19 protein-coding genes and 1 pseudogene are annotated in these 20,293 nt (G+C 59.4%); 8 read left to right on the top strand and 12 right to left on the bottom strand.

Features of this window, described 5'->3' with window-relative positions:
- Positions 1–191: 191 nt before the first annotated feature.
- The 3 genes from dbpA to yccS all read left to right on the top strand — a co-directional run bounded on the left by dbpA (position 192) and on the right by yccS (position 5,282).
- Positions 192–1,529, top strand: coding sequence for an ATP-dependent RNA helicase DbpA (gene dbpA, locus MKS85_RS12825; RefSeq protein ID WP_230682660.1), 1,338 nt, complete (start codon positions 192–194; stop codon positions 1,527–1,529).
- A 143-nt stretch (positions 1,530–1,672) separates the two neighbouring features.
- A complete protein-coding gene (locus MKS85_RS12820; protein WP_047230492.1) occupies positions 1,673–2,851 on the top strand; it encodes an NAD(P)/FAD-dependent oxidoreductase in 1,179 nt (392 codons plus the stop codon).
- Between the two features lie 247 nt (positions 2,852–3,098).
- Positions 3,099–5,282 (top strand): YccS family putative transporter, encoded by a 2,184-nt coding sequence (yccS, locus tag MKS85_RS12815; protein WP_160893959.1) that lies wholly within the window; start codon positions 3,099–3,101, stop codon positions 5,280–5,282.
- A gap of 142 nt (positions 5,283–5,424) precedes the next feature.
- Here yccS and MKS85_RS12810 read toward each other — a convergent pair whose 3' ends face one another.
- Positions 5,425–6,162 (bottom strand): ABC transporter substrate-binding protein, encoded by a 738-nt coding sequence (locus MKS85_RS12810; RefSeq protein WP_047230494.1) that lies wholly within the window; start codon positions 6,160–6,162, stop codon positions 5,425–5,427.
- Positions 6,163–6,423: 261 nt separating this feature from the next.
- On the opposite strand from MKS85_RS12810, the gene MKS85_RS12805 reads away from it, so the two are divergent.
- Complete coding sequence (locus tag MKS85_RS12805; protein ID WP_139048972.1) at positions 6,424–6,876, top strand: GNAT family N-acetyltransferase; 453 nt, start codon at positions 6,424–6,426, stop codon at positions 6,874–6,876.
- Between the two features lie 125 nt (positions 6,877–7,001).
- Here the strand turns inward: MKS85_RS12805 and MKS85_RS12800 are convergent, their stop codons facing one another.
- From MKS85_RS12800 to MKS85_RS12790, 3 genes are read right to left on the bottom strand one after another with little or no spacing between them, the layout of a single operon-like run.
- Complete coding sequence (locus MKS85_RS12800; RefSeq protein WP_092401633.1) at positions 7,002–7,298, bottom strand: helix-turn-helix domain-containing protein; 297 nt, start codon at positions 7,296–7,298, stop codon at positions 7,002–7,004.
- A gap of 4 nt (positions 7,299–7,302) precedes the next feature.
- Entirely contained in the window at positions 7,303–7,806 is a 504-nt protein-coding gene (locus MKS85_RS12795) for a M48 family metallopeptidase (protein WP_139049043.1), read from the bottom strand.
- Between the two features lie 40 nt (positions 7,807–7,846).
- Positions 7,847–9,970, bottom strand: a complete 2,124-nt coding sequence (locus MKS85_RS12790; RefSeq protein WP_076383386.1) for a bifunctional diguanylate cyclase/phosphodiesterase — start codon at positions 9,968–9,970, stop codon at positions 7,847–7,849.
- 318 nt (positions 9,971–10,288) lie between these two features.
- Between MKS85_RS12790 and MKS85_RS12785 the strand changes: the two genes are divergently transcribed.
- From MKS85_RS12785 to MKS85_RS12770, 4 genes are all read left to right on the top strand, one after another.
- Positions 10,289–10,954, top strand: coding sequence for a polysaccharide lyase family 7 protein (locus MKS85_RS12785; protein WP_076383385.1), 666 nt, complete (start codon positions 10,289–10,291; stop codon positions 10,952–10,954).
- A gap of 281 nt (positions 10,955–11,235) precedes the next feature.
- Positions 11,236–11,907, top strand: a complete 672-nt coding sequence (locus MKS85_RS12780) for a polysaccharide lyase family 7 protein (protein WP_139048970.1) — start codon at positions 11,236–11,238, stop codon at positions 11,905–11,907.
- Positions 11,908–12,202: 295 nt separating this feature from the next.
- Positions 12,203–12,871: a polysaccharide lyase family 7 protein gene (locus MKS85_RS12775; RefSeq protein WP_139048969.1), complete on the top strand. Its 669-nt coding sequence runs from the start codon at positions 12,203–12,205 to the stop codon at positions 12,869–12,871.
- 502 nt (positions 12,872–13,373) lie between these two features.
- Positions 13,374–13,658, top strand: coding sequence for a fructose-bisphosphate aldolase (locus tag MKS85_RS12770; protein ID WP_139048968.1), 285 nt, complete (start codon positions 13,374–13,376; stop codon positions 13,656–13,658).
- 516 nt (positions 13,659–14,174) lie between these two features.
- Here MKS85_RS12770 and MKS85_RS12765 read toward each other — a convergent pair.
- The 8 genes and pseudogenes from MKS85_RS12765 to epd all read right to left on the bottom strand — a co-directional run.
- Positions 14,175–14,293, bottom strand: a pseudogene (locus MKS85_RS12765) (fructose-1,6-bisphosphate aldolase); the annotation flags it as partial.
- 4 nt (positions 14,294–14,297) lie between these two features.
- Positions 14,298–15,557 carry a type II toxin-antitoxin system HipA family toxin gene (locus MKS85_RS12760; protein WP_188251833.1) on the bottom strand — a complete coding sequence of 420 codons (1,260 nt, stop codon included), beginning with the start codon at positions 15,555–15,557 and terminating at the stop codon, positions 14,298–14,300.
- Positions 15,550–15,840 (bottom strand): helix-turn-helix transcriptional regulator, encoded by a 291-nt coding sequence (locus MKS85_RS12755; protein ID WP_223194495.1) that lies wholly within the window; start codon positions 15,838–15,840, stop codon positions 15,550–15,552. Before MKS85_RS12755 ends, MKS85_RS12760 begins: the two co-directional genes overlap by 8 nt.
- A 111-nt stretch (positions 15,841–15,951) precedes the next feature.
- A complete protein-coding gene (fba, locus tag MKS85_RS12750) occupies positions 15,952–17,016 on the bottom strand; it encodes a class II fructose-bisphosphate aldolase (protein ID WP_003177554.1) in 1,065 nt (354 codons plus the stop codon).
- Between the two features lie 245 nt (positions 17,017–17,261).
- Positions 17,262–17,597, bottom strand: a complete 336-nt coding sequence (locus tag MKS85_RS12745; protein ID WP_047230408.1) for an MliC family protein — start codon at positions 17,595–17,597, stop codon at positions 17,262–17,264.
- 57 nt (positions 17,598–17,654) lie between these two features.
- Positions 17,655–17,879, bottom strand: coding sequence for a hypothetical protein (locus tag MKS85_RS12740; protein ID WP_139048966.1), 225 nt, complete (start codon positions 17,877–17,879; stop codon positions 17,655–17,657).
- A 31-nt stretch (positions 17,880–17,910) separates the two neighbouring features.
- Positions 17,911–19,074, bottom strand: a complete 1,164-nt coding sequence (locus MKS85_RS12735; RefSeq protein WP_076383382.1) for a phosphoglycerate kinase — start codon at positions 19,072–19,074, stop codon at positions 17,911–17,913.
- A gap of 24 nt (positions 19,075–19,098) precedes the next feature.
- On the bottom strand, positions 19,099–20,154 hold the full coding sequence (gene epd, locus MKS85_RS12730) for an erythrose-4-phosphate dehydrogenase (protein ID WP_160893965.1): 1,056 nt from the start codon (positions 20,152–20,154) through the stop codon (positions 19,099–19,101).
- Positions 20,155–20,293 lie beyond the last annotated feature (139 nt).

Raw genomic sequence — 20,293 nt, 5'->3', positions numbered from 1 at the left:
GCTTCGCGCCCCAGCGGGAGCAAGCTCCCTCGCCACAGGGAATTCGTCCGCTTCAGAACTGCGCCACAGCTCGTCCAGAACTTTCGAGAAAAGTGGCACGAGGCTGCTACACTGCGCGACATTTTGTTTTGCAGGCCAGTCCCGTGACCACCATTGCCACCGCTTTTAATACTCTGCCGCTGTCCGCCGCCATGCTGGCTAACCTCGAATCCCTCGGTTATGCCCAGATGACGCCGATCCAGGCGCAGAGCTTGCCGGTGATCCTCAAGGGCATGGATCTGATCGCCCAGGCCAAGACCGGCAGCGGCAAGACCGCGGCCTTCGGCATCGGCCTGCTGAACCCGATCAACCCGCGCTTCTTCGGCTGCCAGGCACTGGTGATCTGCCCGACTCGTGAGCTGGCCGATCAGGTTGCCAAGGAAATCAGGCGCCTGGCCCGCGCCGAAGACAACATCAAGGTCCTGACCCTGTGTGGCGGCGTGTCGTTTGGCCCGCAGATCGCGTCCCTGGAGCACGGCGCCCACATCATCGTCGGCACGCCAGGACGCATCCAGCAGCACCTGCGCAAGGGCTCGCTGGTGCTGGACGGCCTCAACACGCTGATCCTCGATGAAGCCGACCGCATGCTCGACATGGGCTTCTACGACGCCATCGAAGACATCATCCAGCAGACCCCGGAACGCCGTCAGACCTTGCTGTTCTCCGCCACCTACCCGGTGGGCATCAAGCAACTGTCGTCCAAGTTCATGCGCAACCCGCAGCAGGTCAAGGCCGAAGCCTTTCACTCCGACGCGCAGATCGAGCAGCGTTTCTATGAAATCTCCCCCGAGGAGCGCATGGACGCCGTGGTCAAGGTGCTGGCGCATTTCCGTCCGGCCTCCTGCGTGGCGTTCTGCTTCACCAAGCAGCAGGTTCAGGAAACCGTCGACCATCTGACATCCAAAGGTATCTCGGCGGTCGGCCTGCATGGCGATCTGGAACAGCGCGACCGCGATCAGGTGCTGGCGATGTTCGCCAACCGCAGCACCTCGGTGCTGGTCGCCACCGATGTGGCGGCCCGTGGCCTGGACATCGACGCACTGGACATGGTGATCAACGTCGAACTGGCCCGTGACTCGGAAATTCACATTCACCGCGTCGGCCGCACCGGGCGTGCGGGTGAAAAAGGCATCGCCATCAGCCTGGTGGCGCCGTCCGAAGCCCACCGCGCCCAAGCGATCGAACAGTTGCAGAAGTCGCCACTGAGCTGGGACCAACTGGACAACCTCAAGCCCCAGGGCGGCGGCCCGCTGCTGCCTGCCATGAGCACCCTGTGCATTGGTGCCGGGCGCAAAGACAAAGTCCGCCCCGGCGACATCCTCGGCGCCCTCACCGGCGAGGCCGGCATCCCCGGCGCCCAGGTCGGGAAGATCGCGATTTTCGACTTCCAGGCCTATGTCGCCGTGGAGCGCGCAATCGCCAAACAGGCGCTGCAACGCCTGAACGATGGCAAGATCAAGGGCCGTTCGTTGCGGGTGCGGATCCTGTAACTCCAACAGAGATCAAACTGTGGGAGCGAGCCTGCTCGCGATGACGGACAGTCAGACAACATCAATGTTGAATGTACCGGCCTCATCGCGAGCAGGCTCGCTCCCACAATGGGTTTTGTGGTGACATTTAGAGGGACACCGTTTTGCGCTCTACCGAAGTCGTGATCATTGGCGCTGGCGCCGCGGGGTTGATGTGCGCGCTGACCGCCGCAGGGCGCGGAAGGCAGGTGATGCTGCTGGACCACGCCAACAAGGCCGGCAAGAAAATCCTCATGTCCGGCGGTGGGCGCTGCAATTTCACCAACATGTACAGCGAACCGGGCAATTTCCTCTCGCAGAACCCGCATTTCTGCAAGTCGGCCCTGGCCCGTTACACCCAGTGGGATTTCATCGCCCTGGTGGCCAAGCACGGCGTGCCCTATCACGAGAAAAAACTCGGCCAGTTGTTCTGTGATAACAAGTCCAGCGACATCCTCGGCCTGCTGCTGGACGAATGCGACCAGGCCGGTGTCAACCTGCACCTGGACACCTCGATCGAGCGCATCGAGAAAACCGAGAGCGGCTACCTGCTGCAAACCACCCTCGGGGCCATCACCTGCCAATCCTTGGTGATTGCCACGGGCGGGCTGTCGATCCCGACGCTGGGCGCGACCGGTTTCGGTTACCAGGTGGCCAAACAGTTCGGCCACCAACTGCTGCCAACCCGCGCCGGGCTGGTGCCGTTCACCATCACCGACCAGCTCAAGGCGTTGTGCACCGAACTTTCAGGCACTTCAGTGGATTGCCTGGTGAGCTGCAACGAGCAGAGTTTTCGCGAGAACATCCTGTTCACCCACCGCGGCCTCAGCGGCCCGGCGATCCTGCAGATTTCCTCGTTCTGGGAACCGGGTGACACGGTGCAGATCAACCTGCTGCCGGACCACGACGTGCCGAGCTGGCTGCAACAGCAACAGGCCGAACGCCCCAACAGCGAACTGAAAACCCTGCTGGGCGAATTGTTCACCAAGAAGATGGCCACCCTGCTGGCCGACACTTGGTTCGTCTCCAAACCCATGAAGCAATACACCCACGCCGAACTGGCAGACATTGCCGAGAAACTGTCGAGCTGGAATGTCGTCCCGGCCGGCACCGAAGGCTACCGCACCGCCGAAGTGACCCTGGGCGGTGTCGATACGCGGGAAGTCTCGTCCAAGACCATGGAATCGTTGAAAAGCCCTGGCCTGTATTTCATCGGCGAAGTGCTGGACGTCACCGGGCACCTGGGCGGGTTCAACTTCCAATGGGCCTGGGCGTCGGGGTATGCGGCTGCGCAGTACGTCTGATCCAACATGTGAACAACAACCCTGTGGGAGCGAGCTTGCTCGCGATAGCGGAGATTCAGTCAACATTAATGTGACCGACCTGACGCCATCGCGAGCAAGCTCGCTCCCACAGGGGGGCTATGGTGTTTTCTAAAATTGCATTCACACGCGAAGGAACACTTTTTGCTGCCGGATGTGATCGCCGCCATTGCGTCGGCGTCATTACTGCCTCAATTTAGCGTCATTGCCCGTCAGGCCCGTGCACTTCATGTCATCGACCTCGTTTAGTCAGTCTCTGCGTCGCCTTTGGGCGTTGGATAAATTCAGTTATAGCGTGCGGGTGTTCATCGCCCTGACCGGCAGCATGGCGCTGTGTTGGTATCTGGATGAGATGGCGCTGTTGATCCCGCTGTTCCTGGGCATCATCGCCAGCGCCCTGGCCGAGACCGATGACAGCTGGCAGGGCCGCCTCAACGCGCTGGCCGTGACGCTGGTGTGCTTCACCATCGCAGCGCTGTCGGTGGAATTGCTGTTCCCTTATCCGGTTCTGTTCATCGTTGCCCTGGCGCTGGCGAGTTTCGCCCTGACTATGCTCGGTGCGCTGGGCGAGCGCTATGGCGCGATTGCCTCGGCCACGTTGATTCTCTCGGTCTACACCATGATCGGCGTAGACCAGCGCGGTGGCGCGGTCACCGATTTCTGGCACGAACCTTTGCTGCTGGTGGCCGGTGCGGCTTGGTACGGCCTGCTCTCGGTGCTGTGGCAGGCGCTGTTTTCCAACCAGCCGGTGCAGCAAAGCCTGGCGCGGCTGTTCCGCGAGCTGGGACGCTATCTGAAGCTCAAATCATCGCTCTTCGAGCCGATCCGTCAACTGGACGTCGAAGCCCGACGCCTGGAACTGGCCCAGCAGAACGGCCGGGTCGTCGCCGCGCTTAACGCGGCGAAGGAAATCATCCTGCACCGCGTAGGCAATGGGCGACCAGGCTCGAAGGTCAGCCGCTACCTGAAGCTGTACTTCCTCGCCCAGGATATCCACGAGCGCGCCAGCTCTTCCCACTACCCCTACAACGCACTGGCCGAGGCGTTCTTTCACAGCGACGTGCTGTTCCGCTGCCAACGCCTGCTGCGCCAGCAAGGTAAAGCCTGCCAAGCGTTGGCCGAGTCGATCCAACTGCGCCAGCCATTCGTCTATGACGCCAGCTTCGCCGAGGCGCTAAATGACCTGCATGCCTCCCTCGAACACCTGCGGATCCAGAGCAACCCGGCCTGGCGCGGATTGCTGCGTTCGCTACGGGCCTTGTCGGCGAACCTTGGCACCATGGACCGCCTGCTCAGCGACGCGAGCAACCCCGACGCCCTGGCCGACGCCACCGATAGCAGCCTGCTGGATCGCTCACCGCGCAACCTGAAGGACGTCTGGGTCCGCTTGCGCACACAGCTCACGCCCACCTCGCTGCTGTTCCGACATGCCCTGCGCCTGCCCCTGGCGCTGAGTGTGGGTTATGCCATGGTGCATCTGATCCACCCGTCCCAAGGCTACTGGATCATTCTCACCACGCTGTTCGTGTGCCAACCCAACTACGGCGCCACCCGGCGCAAGCTCGGCCAACGGATCATCGGCACCGCCATCGGCCTGACGGTGGCCTGGGCGCTGTTCGATCTGTTTCCCAACCCGCTGGTGCAATCGTCTTTCGCCATCGCCGCCGGGGTGGTGTTCTTTACCAACCGCACGACCCGCTACACCCTGGCGACCGCCGCGATCACGATCATGGTGCTGTTCTGCTTCAACCAGGTGGGCGACGGCTATGGACTGCTGCTGCCACGCCTGTTCGATACGCTGCTGGGCAGCCTGATCGCCGGCCTTGCGGTATTCCTGTTCCTGCCGGACTGGCAAGGCCGCCGGTTGAACAAGGTGCTGGCCAACACGCTGACCTGCAACAGCATTTACCTGCGCCAGATCATGCAGCAATACGCCGCCGGCAAAAGCGATGACCTGGCCTATCGCCTGGCCCGACGCAACGCCCACAACGCCGACGCCGCATTGTCCACCACCCTGGCAAACATGCTGATGGAGCCGGGGCATTTCCGTAAGGAAGCCGATGTCGGGTTCCGCTTCCTGGTGCTGTCCCACACCCTGCTCAGCTACTTGTCAGGCCTGGGCGCCCATCGGGACACCCCATTGCCTGCAGACGTGCGCGAACACCTGATCGACGGCGCAGGGGTGAAACTGGCCGCGAGCATCGACGAGATTGCCCAGGGCCTGGCGAGCAAACAACCGATAGCGGTCCAAAGCGACGAGGAAGAAGCCTTGGCCAGTGAGCTTGAGCAGATGCCCGATGAAATCGACGAGGGTCAGCGGCTGGTGCAGACGCAACTGGGGTTGATCTGCCGTCAGTTGGGGCCGCTGCGCACGTTGGCGGCGCATCTGGTCAAGGACACCAGTGAGGCTTGAGGAGTGTGGTGCTCGCACCACCGCCATCGCGAGCGGGCTCGCTCCCACAGTGGACCTCAGCCGTACAAAATTTAAGTGTCCGCTCTAGATCAACTGTGGGAGCGAGCCTGCTCGCGATAGCGCCAGTCCAGGCACCGCAAGATCACATCCCGTGCGCCTTCAATAACCGCGCATAACTACCATCGGCCTTCATCGCCGCAATCTCCCGATCGAATCCCGCGACAATCTGCTCGTGCTGCGGGTTCTTCAGGCTGACCAGGATGTGCAGGCTGTTTTCACTCAGTGGCTTGGGCATGAACTCCACAGCGTTGCGCACCTTGGCCGACTCACGAGACAAGTAATAACGGGCGACGAACTCATCTTCCAGGGTCAGCTTCACCCGACCGGCAGCGAGCATGCGCACGGCCATTGCAAAGTTATGCACAGGGACTTTCTGCAATTGCTGATCCTCATCGAACGCCTTGGAGTAGGCGTATCCGCGGACCACGGCGATGGGATAGGCATGCAGCTGCTGCAGGTTCTCGTACTGGATGGGTGCGTCCTTGCGCTTGATGAAGCGCACGCGATTGAGCAGGTACTCAGCCGAGAAACGGCCCACATGGGTACGTTCTTCGCTGTACCAGGCATTGATCAGCACGTCATAGCGCCCCTCGCCGATGCCCAGCATCGCCCGAGCCCAAGGCACCTGCTCAAAGTCACTGGCATAACCGGCCCGCGCCAGAGCGGTACTGACGATATCGGTCGCCAGGCCACCATTGACCAGCGTGGTGTCGGTAAAGGGTGGCCAGCCATCTGCCACCAGACGCAACTTTTGCGCGCAGGCGTTGTGGCTCAGCAACAGCAACCCGACCAAAGCAAGAGCTCGATGCAATCGCGGCATGCCAAACATCCTTGACGGGTTCAAAGCCCGGTTTGTTTTTAGCCGAATCTCAAGAGATGTCGTCAGACATCCGGTCCTAACATTAGCTCAGTGGAACCGCTGCGCAGCGTTGAATCGAAGATTACACAAAGAAGGCCACGCCGCGACAATTCGATGATGGCATTTTGGCCTTTGTCACAGATTTTTACAGTTGTCCAAGAAAGAGACTTCCGCAGCCAGCCCGCTTAATATCGGCATCAGGTTCTTCAGGAAATTCAAAAAATGGATATCGACTGGGTCTGCAAACATCACAGTGACCTGAGCAAGGAACAGCTGTACGCCATCCTCAAATTGCGCGCCGAAGTATTCGTCGTGGAGCAGAATTGCCCCTACCTGGACGTCGACGGCCTGGACCTGGAGGGCGACACCTGCCACCTGATGGCCTGGCAGGACAATCGTCTGGTGGCTTACCTTCGCTTGCTCGATCCGCACTCGCAAAACAGTGACGTGGTCATCGGGCGCGTGGTCATCTCCCCCCAAGCACGGGGACAGGGGCTGGGCCACAAACTGATGGAACAGGGTCTCAAGCAGGCCGAGAAGCACTGGCCCGGTACATCGATCTCACTGTCGGCACAGGCGCATCTGCAGGGGTATTACTCACGGTATGGGTTTGGAGTGGTGGGTATCGAGTACATGGAAGACGGGATTCCACACATTGGCATGCATCGGCCTTGATGCCCTCTTCGCGAGCAGGCTCGCTCCCACAGTGGATCTGCGTGGTACATAAATCATATGTCCACTGCAGATCAATGTGGGAGCGAGCCTGCTCGCGATAACGCCGACCCAGACGCCGCCAATGTTCAGGGATACTCCAACACCGCTTTAATGCGCTGCAAATTCCCCTCGATCCAGCGCCGATCAATCGCCCCCCAATCACGGATCCGATAATGCCCGGCATGGTTACGGGCACCCTCTAGCTGCTCGAATTCACACACGATATCCAGGTCCGCCAGCGCTGCCACGGTGTCCTGGGCGGTGCGGCGCGGCATGCCGGTGACTTCGGTGAGCGCGGGAATGTTGCTGGCCACGCCGCTATCAATCAGGTACGCCACATACAAACGACGATAGAAGCTGCTTTTGGTCTTGCTGACGTCCATTCGGTCATTCCTTGGGGGGTTGCAGATCGCGCCAGGTCAGGTACACCCGCAAGTCGAATTCCAACTGGTGATACCCCGGCAGCATGTGCTCGCAGAGTTGGTAGAACGCTTTGTTGTGGTCCGACTCCTTGAAGTGGGCCAGTTCGTGCACCACGATCATTTTCAAAAACTCAGGTGCCGCGTCCTTGAACAGCGAAGCGATACGAATTTCTTTCTTGGCCTTGAGCTTGCCGCCCTGCACCCGTGAAATGGCAGTGTGCAAGCCCAGGGCGCGGTGAGTCAGGTCCAGGCGATTGTCGAACAGCACCTTGTCGATAGCGGGCGCGTTACGCAGGTATTGTTGCTTGAGATCCAGCGCATAACCGTACAGGGCCTTGTCGCTCTGGACCGAATGCCGGTCGGGGTAGCGCTGCTGCAAGTAGTCGCCCAGCCGATCCTGGGCAATCAGTTGCTGCACTTGGGCTTGCAGGGCGGCGGGGTAAGCCTGGAGGTATTTGAGCGCGATCATCGGCGGCAATACAGTCACAAAAGCCGCCAGTGTAGCGAATTCAGACCTGCATCGCGCTCCAGTCAAATGGCCGGGCAAAGGCATCGGTGTCTTCGGCCATCAAGGGCCGCGCTACCAGGAACCCCTGCACATATTCGCAGCCGTGGGCCTTGAGCCACTTATATTGCTCAGGCGTCTCTACGCCCTCGGCGATCACCCGCAACCCCAATTGCTTGCACAAATCGATGACCGACGCCGCCAGTGCCGCATCCCGGGGCGAATCCGGCAGACGGGCGATCAGGTGTCGATCAAGCTTGAGGGTATCGAGTTCCAGGTCGCGCAGGTGCGCCAGCGAGCAAGGCCCGGAACCGAAATCATCCAACGCCACTCGCACCCCGAGGTTATGCAGCAACCGCAGTTGTTTATGGGTTTCGTCGGGGTTGCGCATCAGTGCATCTTCAGTCACCTCGACCTCAAGTTGCCGGGGTTTGAGGGCATGTCGCTCCAGGACCTGGCGCAATTCGGTCACCAGGTTGGGCAAACCGAACTGGGTGCTGCTCAGACTCACCCCCAGTACCAGATCATCAGCGAACAAGCGCTCCCAGACTTTACGCTGGGCGGCGCTGCGATGATAAATCCAGCTCCCCAGCCGACTGATCAATCGGGCCTCTTCCAGTAATGGCAGGAACAGCCCCGGCGGCACATCACCGACGCTGGGGTGCTGCCAGCGCAACAGCGCCTCGAAGCCACGGATGCGCCCGTCGCCCACCCCCACCTGGGGCTGGTAGACCATATTGAAATCGCGGTTTTCGATGGCCGAGCGCACACTTTCTTCGAGCATCAGCCGTGAACGGGCTCGACCGTTCATTTCGTGATCGTAAAAACGGTATTGCTGACGGCCAGCGCGCTTGGCCTCGTACATGGCGATGTCGGACGCGCGCAGCAGACCGTCGAGATTGGCGCCGCAATCGGGGTACGTCGCGATGCCGATGCTGGCCCCCAGCGCTACGTCCATGCCCTCGATCTGTTGGCAGATAGACACTCGTTCGATGAGTTTCTCGGCAATCTTGGCCGCTTGCTCGGGCACTTCCAGATCCAGCAGAGCGGTGAACTCATCGCCGCCCAGACGCGCCAGAATGTCGAACGGGCGCAGGCACGCCTTCAGTTGTTCCGACACCCAGCGCAACACGCGGTCACCGGCATCATGGCCCAACGAGTCATTGACCCGTTTGAAGCCATCAAGATCCAGGTACAGCAGCACCCAGTTGCTTTCCAGCCGCTCGCTGCGCATCAGCAGGTTTTCGGCTGTCTGATAAAACCCCCTGCGGTTGAGCAGACCGGTCAGCGGGTCAGTGACGGCCTGGTATTCGAGTTGCTGGTGCAAGTGACGCACCACCGACATGTCCTGAAGCGTTACCACCATGGCCTTCTGCTCCGCAGGCAGGGGCGCACAAGACAAGGCCACCGACACCTGCTGGCCGGGCGCAGTGCGCAGGACCGCATCGTGCAGGCGCCAGGTCTGCCCCCGGCAGTAGGCGACATGGATATCGGAGCCGGCCCACTCGGGAATGTGGGGTTTTTGCAGGAAGTCCAGGAGCGGCATTCCCTGCAACTGCTCGGCGGTGGCATTAAGCAGGCGGCAGGTAGACGGATTGGCGAAGCGAATACACCCGCTTTCATCCACCACGAGGATGCCTTCAGCAGCGTTATCCAGCACCGAGGCGTTGAAAGCCCTGGCTGCTTCCAGGTCCTGGCTCAGGCGCTGCAAGGCCCGGCGATTGCGCTGGTGTTCGAGCAGAGCATGAACCTTGGGCTTGAGAATCTGCGGATCGAATGGTTTGAACAGGTAATCCACGGCGCCGCTGGCGTAGCCCTTGATCACCGCATCCTGGGATTGCTCGTTGGCGGTCAGGAAAATGATCGGGGTCAGCCGTGTCCGCTGGCTGCCGCGCATCAGACGCGCTACTTCAAAACCGTCCATGTCGGGCATCTGCACATCCAGCAGGACCAGGTCGATGTCATGTTCGAGTAGAAGGTTAAGGGCTTCGACACCCGAGGACGCGGTCATCACCTTCCAGTCCTGACGCTGCAACAACGCTCGCATGCTGAGCAGGTTTTCAGGGTAATCATCAACTATCAAAAGGACGGAACTGTCTTCGCCAAGCGGTGGTTGCACGCATTCCATGCTGCTTCTCTTATCGGGCGTCACGTCCGTCCTGACGTAGCAAGGCGGACAAATACTGTGATCTCACTCTAGACCGTGATTCTGAAAAGCAGTAGGTGTCATCCCGCCATCATCCAGACAAAGCCCAAAATAGCCGACTAACGGTCACCCACCTCGGGCACAAAACCTGCAATGACACCTTCGACGAACAATTGACGTCAATCATTCGCTGGGCGGTCATCGAAAATTTCCCCCTGCGTGATCAATGCGCCGAAAAGCTTGAGCTAGAGCCTCTGGCTGGGCGTTCAGCATTTTCACTCCGTTACGTAGGATCCGACCATGATTGATCTCGCCACCTGGAACCTGAGCATCCCCGAAGGCAGCCCACCAACGACCATCGAAACCTCTCAACTGGTGCAGGGGTTCCAGAACCAGTATTTCCACGCCGACTCCGGAACGGTGTTTTTCTGGGCACCGGTCACCGGCGCCAAGACTGCCAACGCGATTTACCCGCGCAGCGAACTGCGAGAAACCTATAGCAACGGTACCCAGCGCAACTGGTTGTACTCAGCGGCTGATAACAAGCTGGCCGCCACGCTGACCGTCAACCAAGTCCCCAGCACTGGCAAGCTCGTCATTGGCCAGATCCACGCCAAAGACAGCACCAGCCCCATGGTGAAACTGGAGTACCAGTACAAAACCTACAGCTCCACCGGCAACATCGTCGCCAAAGTGCGCATGCGTCCCGACGACGAATCGGGCCAGGTCATCACCATCGCCACAGGCATAAAGCTCAATCAGTCCTTCTCTTACCTGATCCACCTCAGCCCCGCCGGCGTCCTGACCATCAATGGTGCGGGTTACCAGTGGAGCTCCCCCATCAGCTCCACTTGGAGCGACAAGCCGCTGTACTTCAAGGCGGGCGTGTACGTGCAGGACAACACCGGTTATCCCACCGAAGGCGGGACCGTGACGTTCAGCCTGCTGGATATCGATCACATCTAGCCGCTTGGCAGGGCGCCATGGCAGGAACGCAGCGCTGCCCGCCCAGGCGACCCTATCAATGCGAAATCGTTCAGGGCGAATTCGAAACTGCCGACTAACGGTTCTCTCTCCAGGCACAGATGCTGCAAATGACCTATTCGACGGGCAATTGACGTCAAACATCCGCCGGATGGTCATTCAAAAAAACTCCTTCCTGCGTGATCAACACACCCCAAATGCCTGGAGTAGAGCCTCCCGCTTTGGTTCTCAGCATTTTTACTTTCGTTACGCAGGATCCGACCATGATCGACCTCACCACCTGGAATCTGAGCATTCCCGAAGGCAGCCCTCCGGCGACCATCGAGACGCCGAGACTGGCGCAAGGGTTCAAAGACCAGTATTTCAATGCCGAAACCGGCACCCTGTTTTTTTGGGCTCCCGTGACCGGTGCCAAGACCGCCAACGCCATTTACCCGCGCAGCGAACTGCGGGAAACCTACAGCGACGGCACCCTGCGCAACTGGCTCTACTCCGCGGCAGACAACAAGCTGCGCGCAACCCTGACCGTCAACCAGGTGCCCAGCACCGGCAAGCTCGTGATCGGCCAGATCCACGCCAAAGACAGCACCCGGCCCATGGTGAAACTGGAATACCAATACAAGGCCTACAGCTCCACCGGCAACATCGTCGCCAAAGTCCGACTACGCCCCGATGATGCGTCAGGCCAAGTCATCACCATCGCCACAGGCGTGCAACTTGATCGCAGATTTTCCTACCAGATTCACCTCAGTCCGAAGGGCGCGCTGGGCATCAGCGCGGCGGGTTACAACTGGAGAACCACGGTAAGCCCGGACTGGAAGGACAAGCCGTTGTATTTCAAAGCCGGCGTCTACGTGCAGGACAACACCGGCTACACCACTGAAGGTGGAAAAGTGACGTTCAGCATGCTGGAAATTCATCACACCGTTCGATAAGCGTATTTCCCCTGGCATACCGCAGCATGGACGCTGCTCCCTTCGAACGTGACCCACATCGACGCCGATGCCATAGCGCCATCGTTCAAAAAAAATTCGAATTGCCCGACTAACGGTCGTCGTCCTCGGGCACCAAAGCGGCAAACACCACTCTGACGGACAGTTGACGCCAACCCCCCGCCGGACGGATACGAAAATTCGATCCCCCCGCGTTTCTCGGGACGCGTCATAAAGCGCTGGCTAGAGCCTCCGGCTGGATCTTGCAACATATTCATTCCGTAGAAAGGGCCCGCACATGGTCGATCTTGCAACCTGGAACTTGAGCATCCCCGAGGGAAGCCCACCCAAAACCATCGAAACCCCTCGACTGGTGGACGGTTTCAAGAACAAATATTTCAACTCTGAAGGCCAGACGGTGTATTTCTGGGCACCGGTGACCGGCGCCAAGACGGAAAACGCCATATACCCGCGCAGCGAGCTGCGGGAAACCTATAAAGACGGCACCTTGCGCAACTGGCTGTACCCCGACGCCGACAACTATCTGCAGGCGACCCTGGCAGTCAACCAGGTGCCCAGCAGCGGCAAGATCGTGATCGGTCAGATCCACGCCAAGGACAGCAACAAACCCATGCTGAAATTGGAATACCAGTACAAGGACGACAGCAAGACCGGCAACATCGTCGCCAAAGTGCGCATGCGCCCCGATGACGACGACGGCCGGGTCATTACCGTTGCCACGGGGGTGAAGCTTGATCGGTCCTTTTCTTACCGGATCCATCTTGATCGTACCGGCGACCTGGGCATCACCGCGGCGGGTCGTAGCTGGTACACCACCATGAGCGCCAAATGGAAGGTCAAGCCGCTGTATTTCAAGGCTGGCGTGTATGTTCAAGACAATACGGGCTACACCAGCGAAGGCGGGAAAGTGACGTTCAGCAAGCTGGATATCGATCACAACACCTGACCACGGTGCTTCAGGCGCCACAGCAGCAACGGAATGCTGCTCGCCTGGCCGTCTGTAAATTTCGTAGGAATTCGCCCACCGTGGCGAGGGAGCTTGCTCCCGCTGGACTGCGAAGCAGTCCCCTCTTTTCGTCAGACCTAGCACATACCCAAGTTTTGCAGCGGCTGCGCGCCCGAGCGGGAGCAAGCTCCCTCGCCACGTGGGCGCGGTGCGTCCTACAGGTCGATTTTGGGCTCGAAAATCTCCTCTATAGTTCGGGCTCGTCTGCTGGCTTTGGTCAGCGGGGCACGGGTTTCGCAGCCCGACAGAGAACAATGACTTTGCACCGCAAAATGAAAACTCAGGCAGAATTGCCGACGTTCATTTTATGGCGGTTGCGCGCGGGAGGCCTTTGGGTCTGCCGGGTTTGGTCATTCTCGGTCTGCGAACCCGCGCGTAGCTGCCACCCACTTTGTTTCGCAGCAAAAAGGTGGCAATTCTTTTTCTATAGGGAATTTCATCTATGACCATGCATCAATCGATTAGCCGCTTCACGCCCTTGACCCCGATCGCCACCACCCAACCCGTCCTGTTCATCGATAAAACCGTCCCACTGAGCGAGCTTCACGCCTGTGCCAGCGAACGCCTGCATGCCACGCTCGACTACTTGACGCTCATGGCCTGCGCCACCCTGCGCGATTCGGCCTCCAGCGACCTCAATACCCTCACCAATGTCGCCCGGATCCTGGTTCAGGATGTCACCGATGTGTTCGGCGTCATTGAACAACGCGGCCTCGAAGACCAATAAAGCCCTCCCGGCGGGAGATGATCCCCTGTGGGAGCGAGCTTGCTCGCGATGACGGCAGTAAATCCAACTTCTGTGCAACTGAATTACCGCTATCGCGAGCAGGCTCGCTCCCACAATTGGATTGGAGTACACCCGCAAGAGCCAGGTCGGCTATAAGGCCGCCTCGCTTTTGATTTTGATCTGTGGGCCCCGTTAACCACGCTGGCCGAACGCAGGTATTGCGTAGTGGGCATCCCGGCATGGATGCCGGGATAGCCGCGCTGGGCCATGGATGGCCCTTCGCGGCGGGCCCACGGAGCAAGGCCTGCGTTCGGGCATGCCGAGCCTCGGCGCGGCACCGAGTGGTGGGGCAGAAGCGCTTTGGTTACTTTCGCCTGGGCCGGCGTCCGGATTTTCGAAAGTGACCCGCCGTAAGGGCGGAACCATAAGCAGCCGTTACCCAAAAAACGGATATACACACAAACCCCACACATAAAAAACCCGCATCACTGCGGGTTTTCTCAAAACGCTGAAACCTTAATTAACCTTGGCGTTCAACTCACCCTTCAAATACCGCTGATACATCGCTTCCAAAGAAATCGGCTTGATCTTCGAAGCATTACCAGCGTCCCGAACGCTTCATAACGAACAATACTCGCTTCACGCCAATGGCTTGCGCCTGAATCGAGGTGCAACCGAGTCATAAAGTGCTGCAAGCCGTCCGCCATCCCACTCCGCCTGCATGCCTTTTAGCAGCTCCCCATCAATACGATGCCCATTGATCGCCAACGCTTGGCTCATCGCGTCGGCGATTCGCTCAATAATCAACAATGGCTTATCTACCCCACAATGCTTGCGACCGAACTCGATCAGTTGCTGCCGATCAGGATAGGTCTTCACCTTGTTCATCTTGATCGCCAAGGTCCGATCCACCAACGAGCGGCCAGACTTGGGGTTGTAGTGTTCATACACCGTGGTAGTGGTGACATCAAAAACCGGTGCCAACCGCACGGTTTCCAGTGCGTCGGGATGCGTATAAATAACACCGAAATTTTTCAGGTGGGCATCGCCGTTGCGCACCATGACCGAGAGGCACACCGAAGAAAAAAAGCGCTCCCGTTCGCGAACCGGCTCAGCATGCCGGCATACCTGATCCACTACTGCCGCAAGGGTCTCGTAACTCTGGGAATATTTGTAGTTGTCATGAGGGTCTTTGTGCAGGCCAAGGAGCACGGCCATGTCTTCAAACCCCAAGCGCCCGGAAGGGGTCAGGTCGAACCGCTCCATTACAAACAACTCACCGTTTTCCGACAGCCAGAATGGCGGAGTTTCCAACCCGGCCAAACGAGCGGCTTCCAGGCAAAGGAATTCATTCTGCGCCAGATGGGCATACTCCTCGGCGCCGGATTTCACGATCAGATCGGAGCTGAGCATGGTTTTTCGATCGCCAGTCAGCTTATCCAAGTCAGGCACAAGTACCTTGGGTTGGACGCCCGAAATGCCAGACTCAAAATAAGTATCAACAAGGAAGTCAAAAACACTTTGTGAAGTATCCGCCGACAGAATGTCCTGCAACCCGACCTGAGCCCGCACAGTCGTAGGGGCCTGCGCAGGGTTGACGTAACTGAGTCGACCGATCTGATTACCACCTATCACCGATAGCAGGCGCATGTCATCGACTTGCATGTGTCTGGCCATACGACGCTTGATCTGGTCGGCCAGAAACCCCTCGGGCACGTTCATATCAAAGATGGGATGAAGGACGTTACTGACTGAAGGCGTAGGGTCATAGGGCATGACCAACGAAACCTCCCGAGACGCCTCGGCGCTCGCATAGGCGAACGAAAACTGCGAACCTTTGGACAAGTCGCCGCTATAACCTTGCGGTGTCATGACATTGAGCAGCTTGACCTTACTCATCATGCTCCACCAGATCAGCGAGGGATTTGAGGTCAATCCGCTTGTCGACGATTTCCAGCGCCATCCCCAACGCCGATACGACTCGAAACAAGGTGTACACAGCCACGTTTTCACCGGCCTCAAGATCGATGATCGTTTTGCGGCTGCAGTTGGCTTTCTCAGCGAGAAGCTGTTGGGTATATCCCTTCGCACGGCGCAGTGCACGCATCCTCTCGCCAAGAACTGAAGGGTTTAGAATCAGCACAGTGTCACCTATAACGGACTTTTTAGCTTTGATATCCAATTATGTCCTTTATAGCGGACATTTCAAGCGTGTTGTGTCCTCCGATCTTCAAGGCCAATTCCCACGCACAAAAAAACCCGCATCACTGCGGGCTTTTTTGACGCTCAAGCCTTAGTTAACCTTAGCGTTCAACTCACCCTTCAAATACCGCTGATACATCGCTTCCAACGAGATCGGCTTGATCTTCGAAGCATTACCCGCAGTACCGAAAGCTTCGTAACGCGCAATACACACATCACGCATCGCCGTCACGGTAGCCCCGAAGAACTTACGCGGATCAAATTCGCTCGGATTGGTCGCCATCAAACGACGCATGGCACCGGTAGAGGCCAGGCGCAGGTCGGTGTCGATGTTGACCTTGCGCACGCCGTACTTGATACCTTCGACGATTTCTTCAACCGGCACGCCGTAGGTTTCTTTGATGTCGCCGCCGTACTGGTTGATGATCGCCAGCCACTCTTGCGGAACCGAGGAAGAACCGTGCATCACCAGGTGAGTGTTGGGAATGCGTTTGTGGATTTCCTTGATGCGGTCAATGGCCAGCACGTCGCCGGTAGGCGGCTTGGTGAACTTGTAGGCGCCGTGGCTAGTGCCGATGGCGATGGCCAGGGCGTCGACCTGGGTCTTCTTGACGAAGTCCGCGGCTTCTTCCGGGTCGGTCAGCATCTGGCTGTGGTCCAGCACGCCCTCGGCGCCGATGCCGTCTTCTTCACCGGCCATGCCGGTTTCCAGCGAGCCCAGGCAACCCAGTTCGCCTTCCACCGAGACGCCGCAGGCATGGGCCATGGCGACGGTCTGCTGGGTGACGCGAACGTTGTATTCGTAGTCGGTCGGGGTCTTGCCGTCTTCACCCAGGGAGCCGTCCATCATGACCGAGCTGAAGCCCAGTTGGATGGAGCGCTGGCAGACGTCAGGGCTGGTGCCGTGGTCCTGGTGCATGCACACCGGGATGTGCGGGAATTCTTCGATGGCAGCCAGGATCAGGTGACGCAGGAATGGCGCGCCGGCGTATTTGCGGGCGCCGGCCGAAGCCTGGACGATCACCGGGGAGTCAGTCTTGTCAGCGGCTTCCATGATGGCGCGCATCTGCTCAAGGTTGTTGACGTTAAAGGCTGGGACGCCGTAGCCGAACTCGGCTGCGTGGTCCAGCATCTGACGCATGCTGATAAGTGCCATTAGTGTGTCTCTCCCGGTCGAGGGTCGTTAATCGTGCCAGCCTGCCGGAGCGGCGGCGGCTATTCAAGTCATTGCAGGTCGGGGGTGGGTCCGGCCTGTGTGTTCGGTGAAACAAAATCTCGAAACTATAAGAGGCCCCTGTGGGAGCGAGCCTGCTCGCGATGAGGGCCCGACAGTCAACATCACTGATGCCTGATACATCGCTATCGCGAGCAGGCTCGCTCCCACATTGGATCTCTATTGAATCAGTCAGCCTTGCAGCCCCGGCCAATCAAGTCATTGGTGGCGACCCAGTAAACCAGGCCTTCCTCACCTTTGACGTGAAACGCCAGCATGTCGTCGCTGTACAGCGTACCCGATGCGCCCGGCTCTTCCTTCAGGTGATAGACCTGCTCGGCACCGCCGAGGCGAACGTCGACTTCCTTGCGGGTGTCATCGGTATAGCGCCACAGCACCTTGGCCTGACTGTCACAGGTCCAGGTTGTCCAGCCCTCTACTACAGGCTCGGACGAACGAAACCGATCCAGCTGCGCACAACCGGCCAGCATTGCCAGCGCCACAACGGCGATAAAGCCTTTCATCCGTGTTCCTCGACTGACAGCGCAAGCCGCCAGCCATGAGTTAATGAGTCAGACCCGTCAAGGGCAACCATGTTCCTTGGCCGGGACCTGCGTCTCGTATTTGTCCAGGCCGTCCGGCCCGGAACGCTTATTGAGCACCGGGTTGGTTTCGGCCTGCCACTCGGCCTGGTAGCAACCTGTTTTCGGCTCGCTGGGAGTGACCGCTTCCGGTGCGGCTTGCGGGTGGCTCCCGCAAGCGGCCAGGGATGCGGTCAGCAATAAAAGCGCCAACGTCTTGACCATCACAACACTCCTTTGCCTGGTCAACGAAACCTCAGGCCTTGGCCCGGCTTTCCAGGACTTCCACGGCTGGCAGTACTTTGCCTTCGACGAATTCAAGGAACGCACCGCCGCCGGTAGAAATGTAGGAGATCTGCTCGGCCACGCCATATTTATCGATCGCCGCCAGGGTGTCGCCGCCGCCAGCGATGGAGAAAGCGTCACTCTCGGCGATGGCCTGGGCCAGCACTTTGGTGCCGTTGCCAAACTGGTCGAACTCGAACACGCCGACCGGACCGTTCCACAGGATAGTCTTGGAAGATTTCAACAGTTCGGCGAAATTGGCTGCGGTTTGCGGGCCAATGTCGAGGATCATGTCGTCTTCGGCCACGTCAGCGATCAGCTTGACGGTGGCGGTGGCGCCTTCGGCAAATTCCTTGGCGACCACCACGTCCACCGGCAACGGCACGCTGACCTTGGCGGCGATTTCCCGGGCGGTGTCCAGCAGGTCCGGCTCGTACAGGGATTTGCCGACCGGGTGACCGGCCGCAGCAAGGAAGGTGTTGGCAATGCCGCCGCCGACGATCAACTGGTTGCACACCTGGCTCAGGCTGTTAAGCACGTCGAGCTTGGTGGAGACCTTGGAGCCGGCAACAATGGCAGCCATCGGCTGGGCCGGGGAGCCCAGGGCCTTGCCCAGTGCGTCCAGTTCGGCGGCCAGCAGCGGGCCAGCAGCGGCCACTTTAGCGAACTTCGCCACGCCGTGGGTCGAGCCCTCGGCGCGGTGGGCGGTGCCGAACGCGTCCATCACAAACACGTCGCACAGGGCTGCATACTGCTTGGCCAGTTCGTCAGCGTTCTTTTTCTCGCCTTTATTGAAGCGCACGTTTTCGAACAGCACGACATCGCCGGCCTTCACGTCCACACCGCCCAGGTAGTCAGCCACCAGCGGTACGTCGCGGCCCAAGGCTTTGCTCAGGTAATCGGCGACCGGCTTGAGGCTGTTTTCCGCCGAGAACTCGCCTTCGGTCGGACGGCCCAGGTGGGAGCAGACCATCACGGCCGCGCCTTTTTCCAGGGCCAGCTTGATGGTCGGCAGCGAAGCCAGGATACGCGCGTCGCTGGTGACAACACCGTCCTTGACGGGGACGTTGAGATCTTCGCGGATCAGTACGCGCTTACCTTGCAGATCGAGGTCGGACATCTTCAACACGGTCATGGGTCGCAATTCCTGGGTAACTGTTTAGAGAGCAGGTTTTTTAGAAGCGGTTTGCAGGTAATGCTCGGCAACGTCCAGCATTCGGTTGGCAAACCCCCATTCGTTGTCGAACCAAGCCAGGATGTTCACAAGCCGTGGCCCGGAAACCCGGGTCTGGCTGGCATCGACGATGGCCGAATGTGGGTCATGGTTAAAATCACAGCTGGCATGGGGCAACTCGGTGTAGGCCAGAAGGCCTTTGAGCGGACCGCTGGTGGCGGCTTCGCGCAAGATCCGGTTGACCTCGGTGGCGTCGGTATCGCTCACGGTCTGCATCGTAATGTCGAGGCAGGACACGTTGACCGTCGGCACCCGCACGGCTTTGGCCTGAATTCGCCCCGCAAGTTCCGGCAGCAGCCGTTCAATGCCGCGCGCCAGACCAGTGGACACCGGAATCACCGACTGGAACGCCGAGCGGGTCCGCCGCAAGTCTTCATGGTGATAGGCGTCGATCACAGGTTGATCGTTCATCGCCGAGTGAATGGTGGTGATCGACACGTATTCCAGGCCAATGGCCTGGTCCAGCAGGCGCAACAGCGGCACGCCGCAGTTGGTGGTGCAGGACGCGTTGGACACCAACAGCTCGTCGCCGCTCAGGCAATCCTGGTTCACGCCGTAGACAATGGTCGCGTCGACATCCGCTTCGCTGGCCATCGGCTGGGAGAACAACACCCGCGGCGCGCCGGCCGCGATGAAGCGCTGGCCATCTTCACGGGTGTTGTAGGCGCCCGAGCATTCAAGCACCAGGTCGACACCCAAGGATGCCCAATCGATACCTTCGGGGGTGGCACTGCGCAGGACTTTCACGCAATCGCCATTAATGTGCAGACAATCGCCCTCGACCCGCACCTCGCCCGGAAACCGGCCGTGGGTGGAGTCAAAGCGTGTCAGGTATTCGATGCTGGCCATGTCGGCCAGATCGTTGATCGCCACAATCTCGAACCCGGCCTTGGCCCCTCGCTCGAACAACGCACGCAAGACGCAACGACCAATCCGGCCGTAGCCGTTGAGTGCAACTTTGTAGGGACGCGGTTGGGGCATGGGGTTCTCTGACTTGGGTGAATCCATCAGGGCAGCGTTGCCTGAGCCATCGCCATCGCGAGCAAGCTCGCTCCCACAGGGTCGGTGGAGATCCTTGTGGGAGCGAGCTTGCTCGCGATGGCGTCAGCCCGGACGACGC

The sequence above is a fragment of the Pseudomonas sp. JL2 genome (assembly GCF_031570495.1).
Classification (GTDB): domain Bacteria; phylum Pseudomonadota; class Gammaproteobacteria; order Pseudomonadales; family Pseudomonadaceae; genus Aquipseudomonas; species Aquipseudomonas rhizophila.
Note: the sequence above shows the minus strand (reverse complement) of the source record. Positions and strands in the feature narration are given on the sequence as shown.

Bases quoted from the DNA above. Each gene is read 5' to 3' on its own strand.
- dbpA (WP_230682660.1), top strand. From the start codon at position 192: ATGCTGGCTAACCTCGAATCCCTCGGTTATGCCCAGATGACGCCGATC.
- yccS (WP_160893959.1), top strand. From the start codon at position 3,099: ATGTCATCGACCTCGTTTAGTCAGTCTCTGCGTCGCCTTTGGGCGTTG.
- MKS85_RS12810 (WP_047230494.1), bottom strand. From the start codon at position 6,162: ATGCCGCGATTGCATCGAGCTCTTGCTTTGGTCGGGTTGCTGTTGCTG.
- MKS85_RS12805 (WP_139048972.1), top strand. From the start codon at position 6,424: ATGGATATCGACTGGGTCTGCAAACATCACAGTGACCTGAGCAAGGAA.
- MKS85_RS12800 (WP_092401633.1), bottom strand. From the start codon at position 7,298: ATGGACGTCAGCAAGACCAAAAGCAGCTTCTATCGTCGTTTGTATGTG.
- MKS85_RS12795 (WP_139049043.1), bottom strand. From the start codon at position 7,806: ATGATCGCGCTCAAATACCTCCAGGCTTACCCCGCCGCCCTGCAAGCC.
- MKS85_RS12790 (WP_076383386.1), bottom strand. From the start codon at position 9,970: ATGGAATGCGTGCAACCACCGCTTGGCGAAGACAGTTCCGTCCTTTTG.
- MKS85_RS12785 (WP_076383385.1), top strand. From the start codon at position 10,289: ATGATTGATCTCGCCACCTGGAACCTGAGCATCCCCGAAGGCAGCCCA.
- MKS85_RS12780 (WP_139048970.1), top strand. From the start codon at position 11,236: ATGATCGACCTCACCACCTGGAATCTGAGCATTCCCGAAGGCAGCCCT.
- MKS85_RS12775 (WP_139048969.1), top strand. From the start codon at position 12,203: ATGGTCGATCTTGCAACCTGGAACTTGAGCATCCCCGAGGGAAGCCCA.
- MKS85_RS12770 (WP_139048968.1), top strand. From the start codon at position 13,374: ATGACCATGCATCAATCGATTAGCCGCTTCACGCCCTTGACCCCGATC.
- MKS85_RS12760 (WP_188251833.1), bottom strand. From the start codon at position 15,557: ATGAGTAAGGTCAAGCTGCTCAATGTCATGACACCGCAAGGTTATAGC.
- fba (WP_003177554.1), bottom strand. From the start codon at position 17,016: ATGGCACTTATCAGCATGCGTCAGATGCTGGACCACGCAGCCGAGTTC.
- MKS85_RS12745 (WP_047230408.1), bottom strand. From the start codon at position 17,597: ATGAAAGGCTTTATCGCCGTTGTGGCGCTGGCAATGCTGGCCGGTTGT.
- MKS85_RS12740 (WP_139048966.1), bottom strand. From the start codon at position 17,879: ATGGTCAAGACGTTGGCGCTTTTATTGCTGACCGCATCCCTGGCCGCT.
- MKS85_RS12735 (WP_076383382.1), bottom strand. From the start codon at position 19,074: ATGACCGTGTTGAAGATGTCCGACCTCGATCTGCAAGGTAAGCGCGTA.
- epd (WP_160893965.1), bottom strand. From the start codon at position 20,154: ATGCCCCAACCGCGTCCCTACAAAGTTGCACTCAACGGCTACGGCCGG.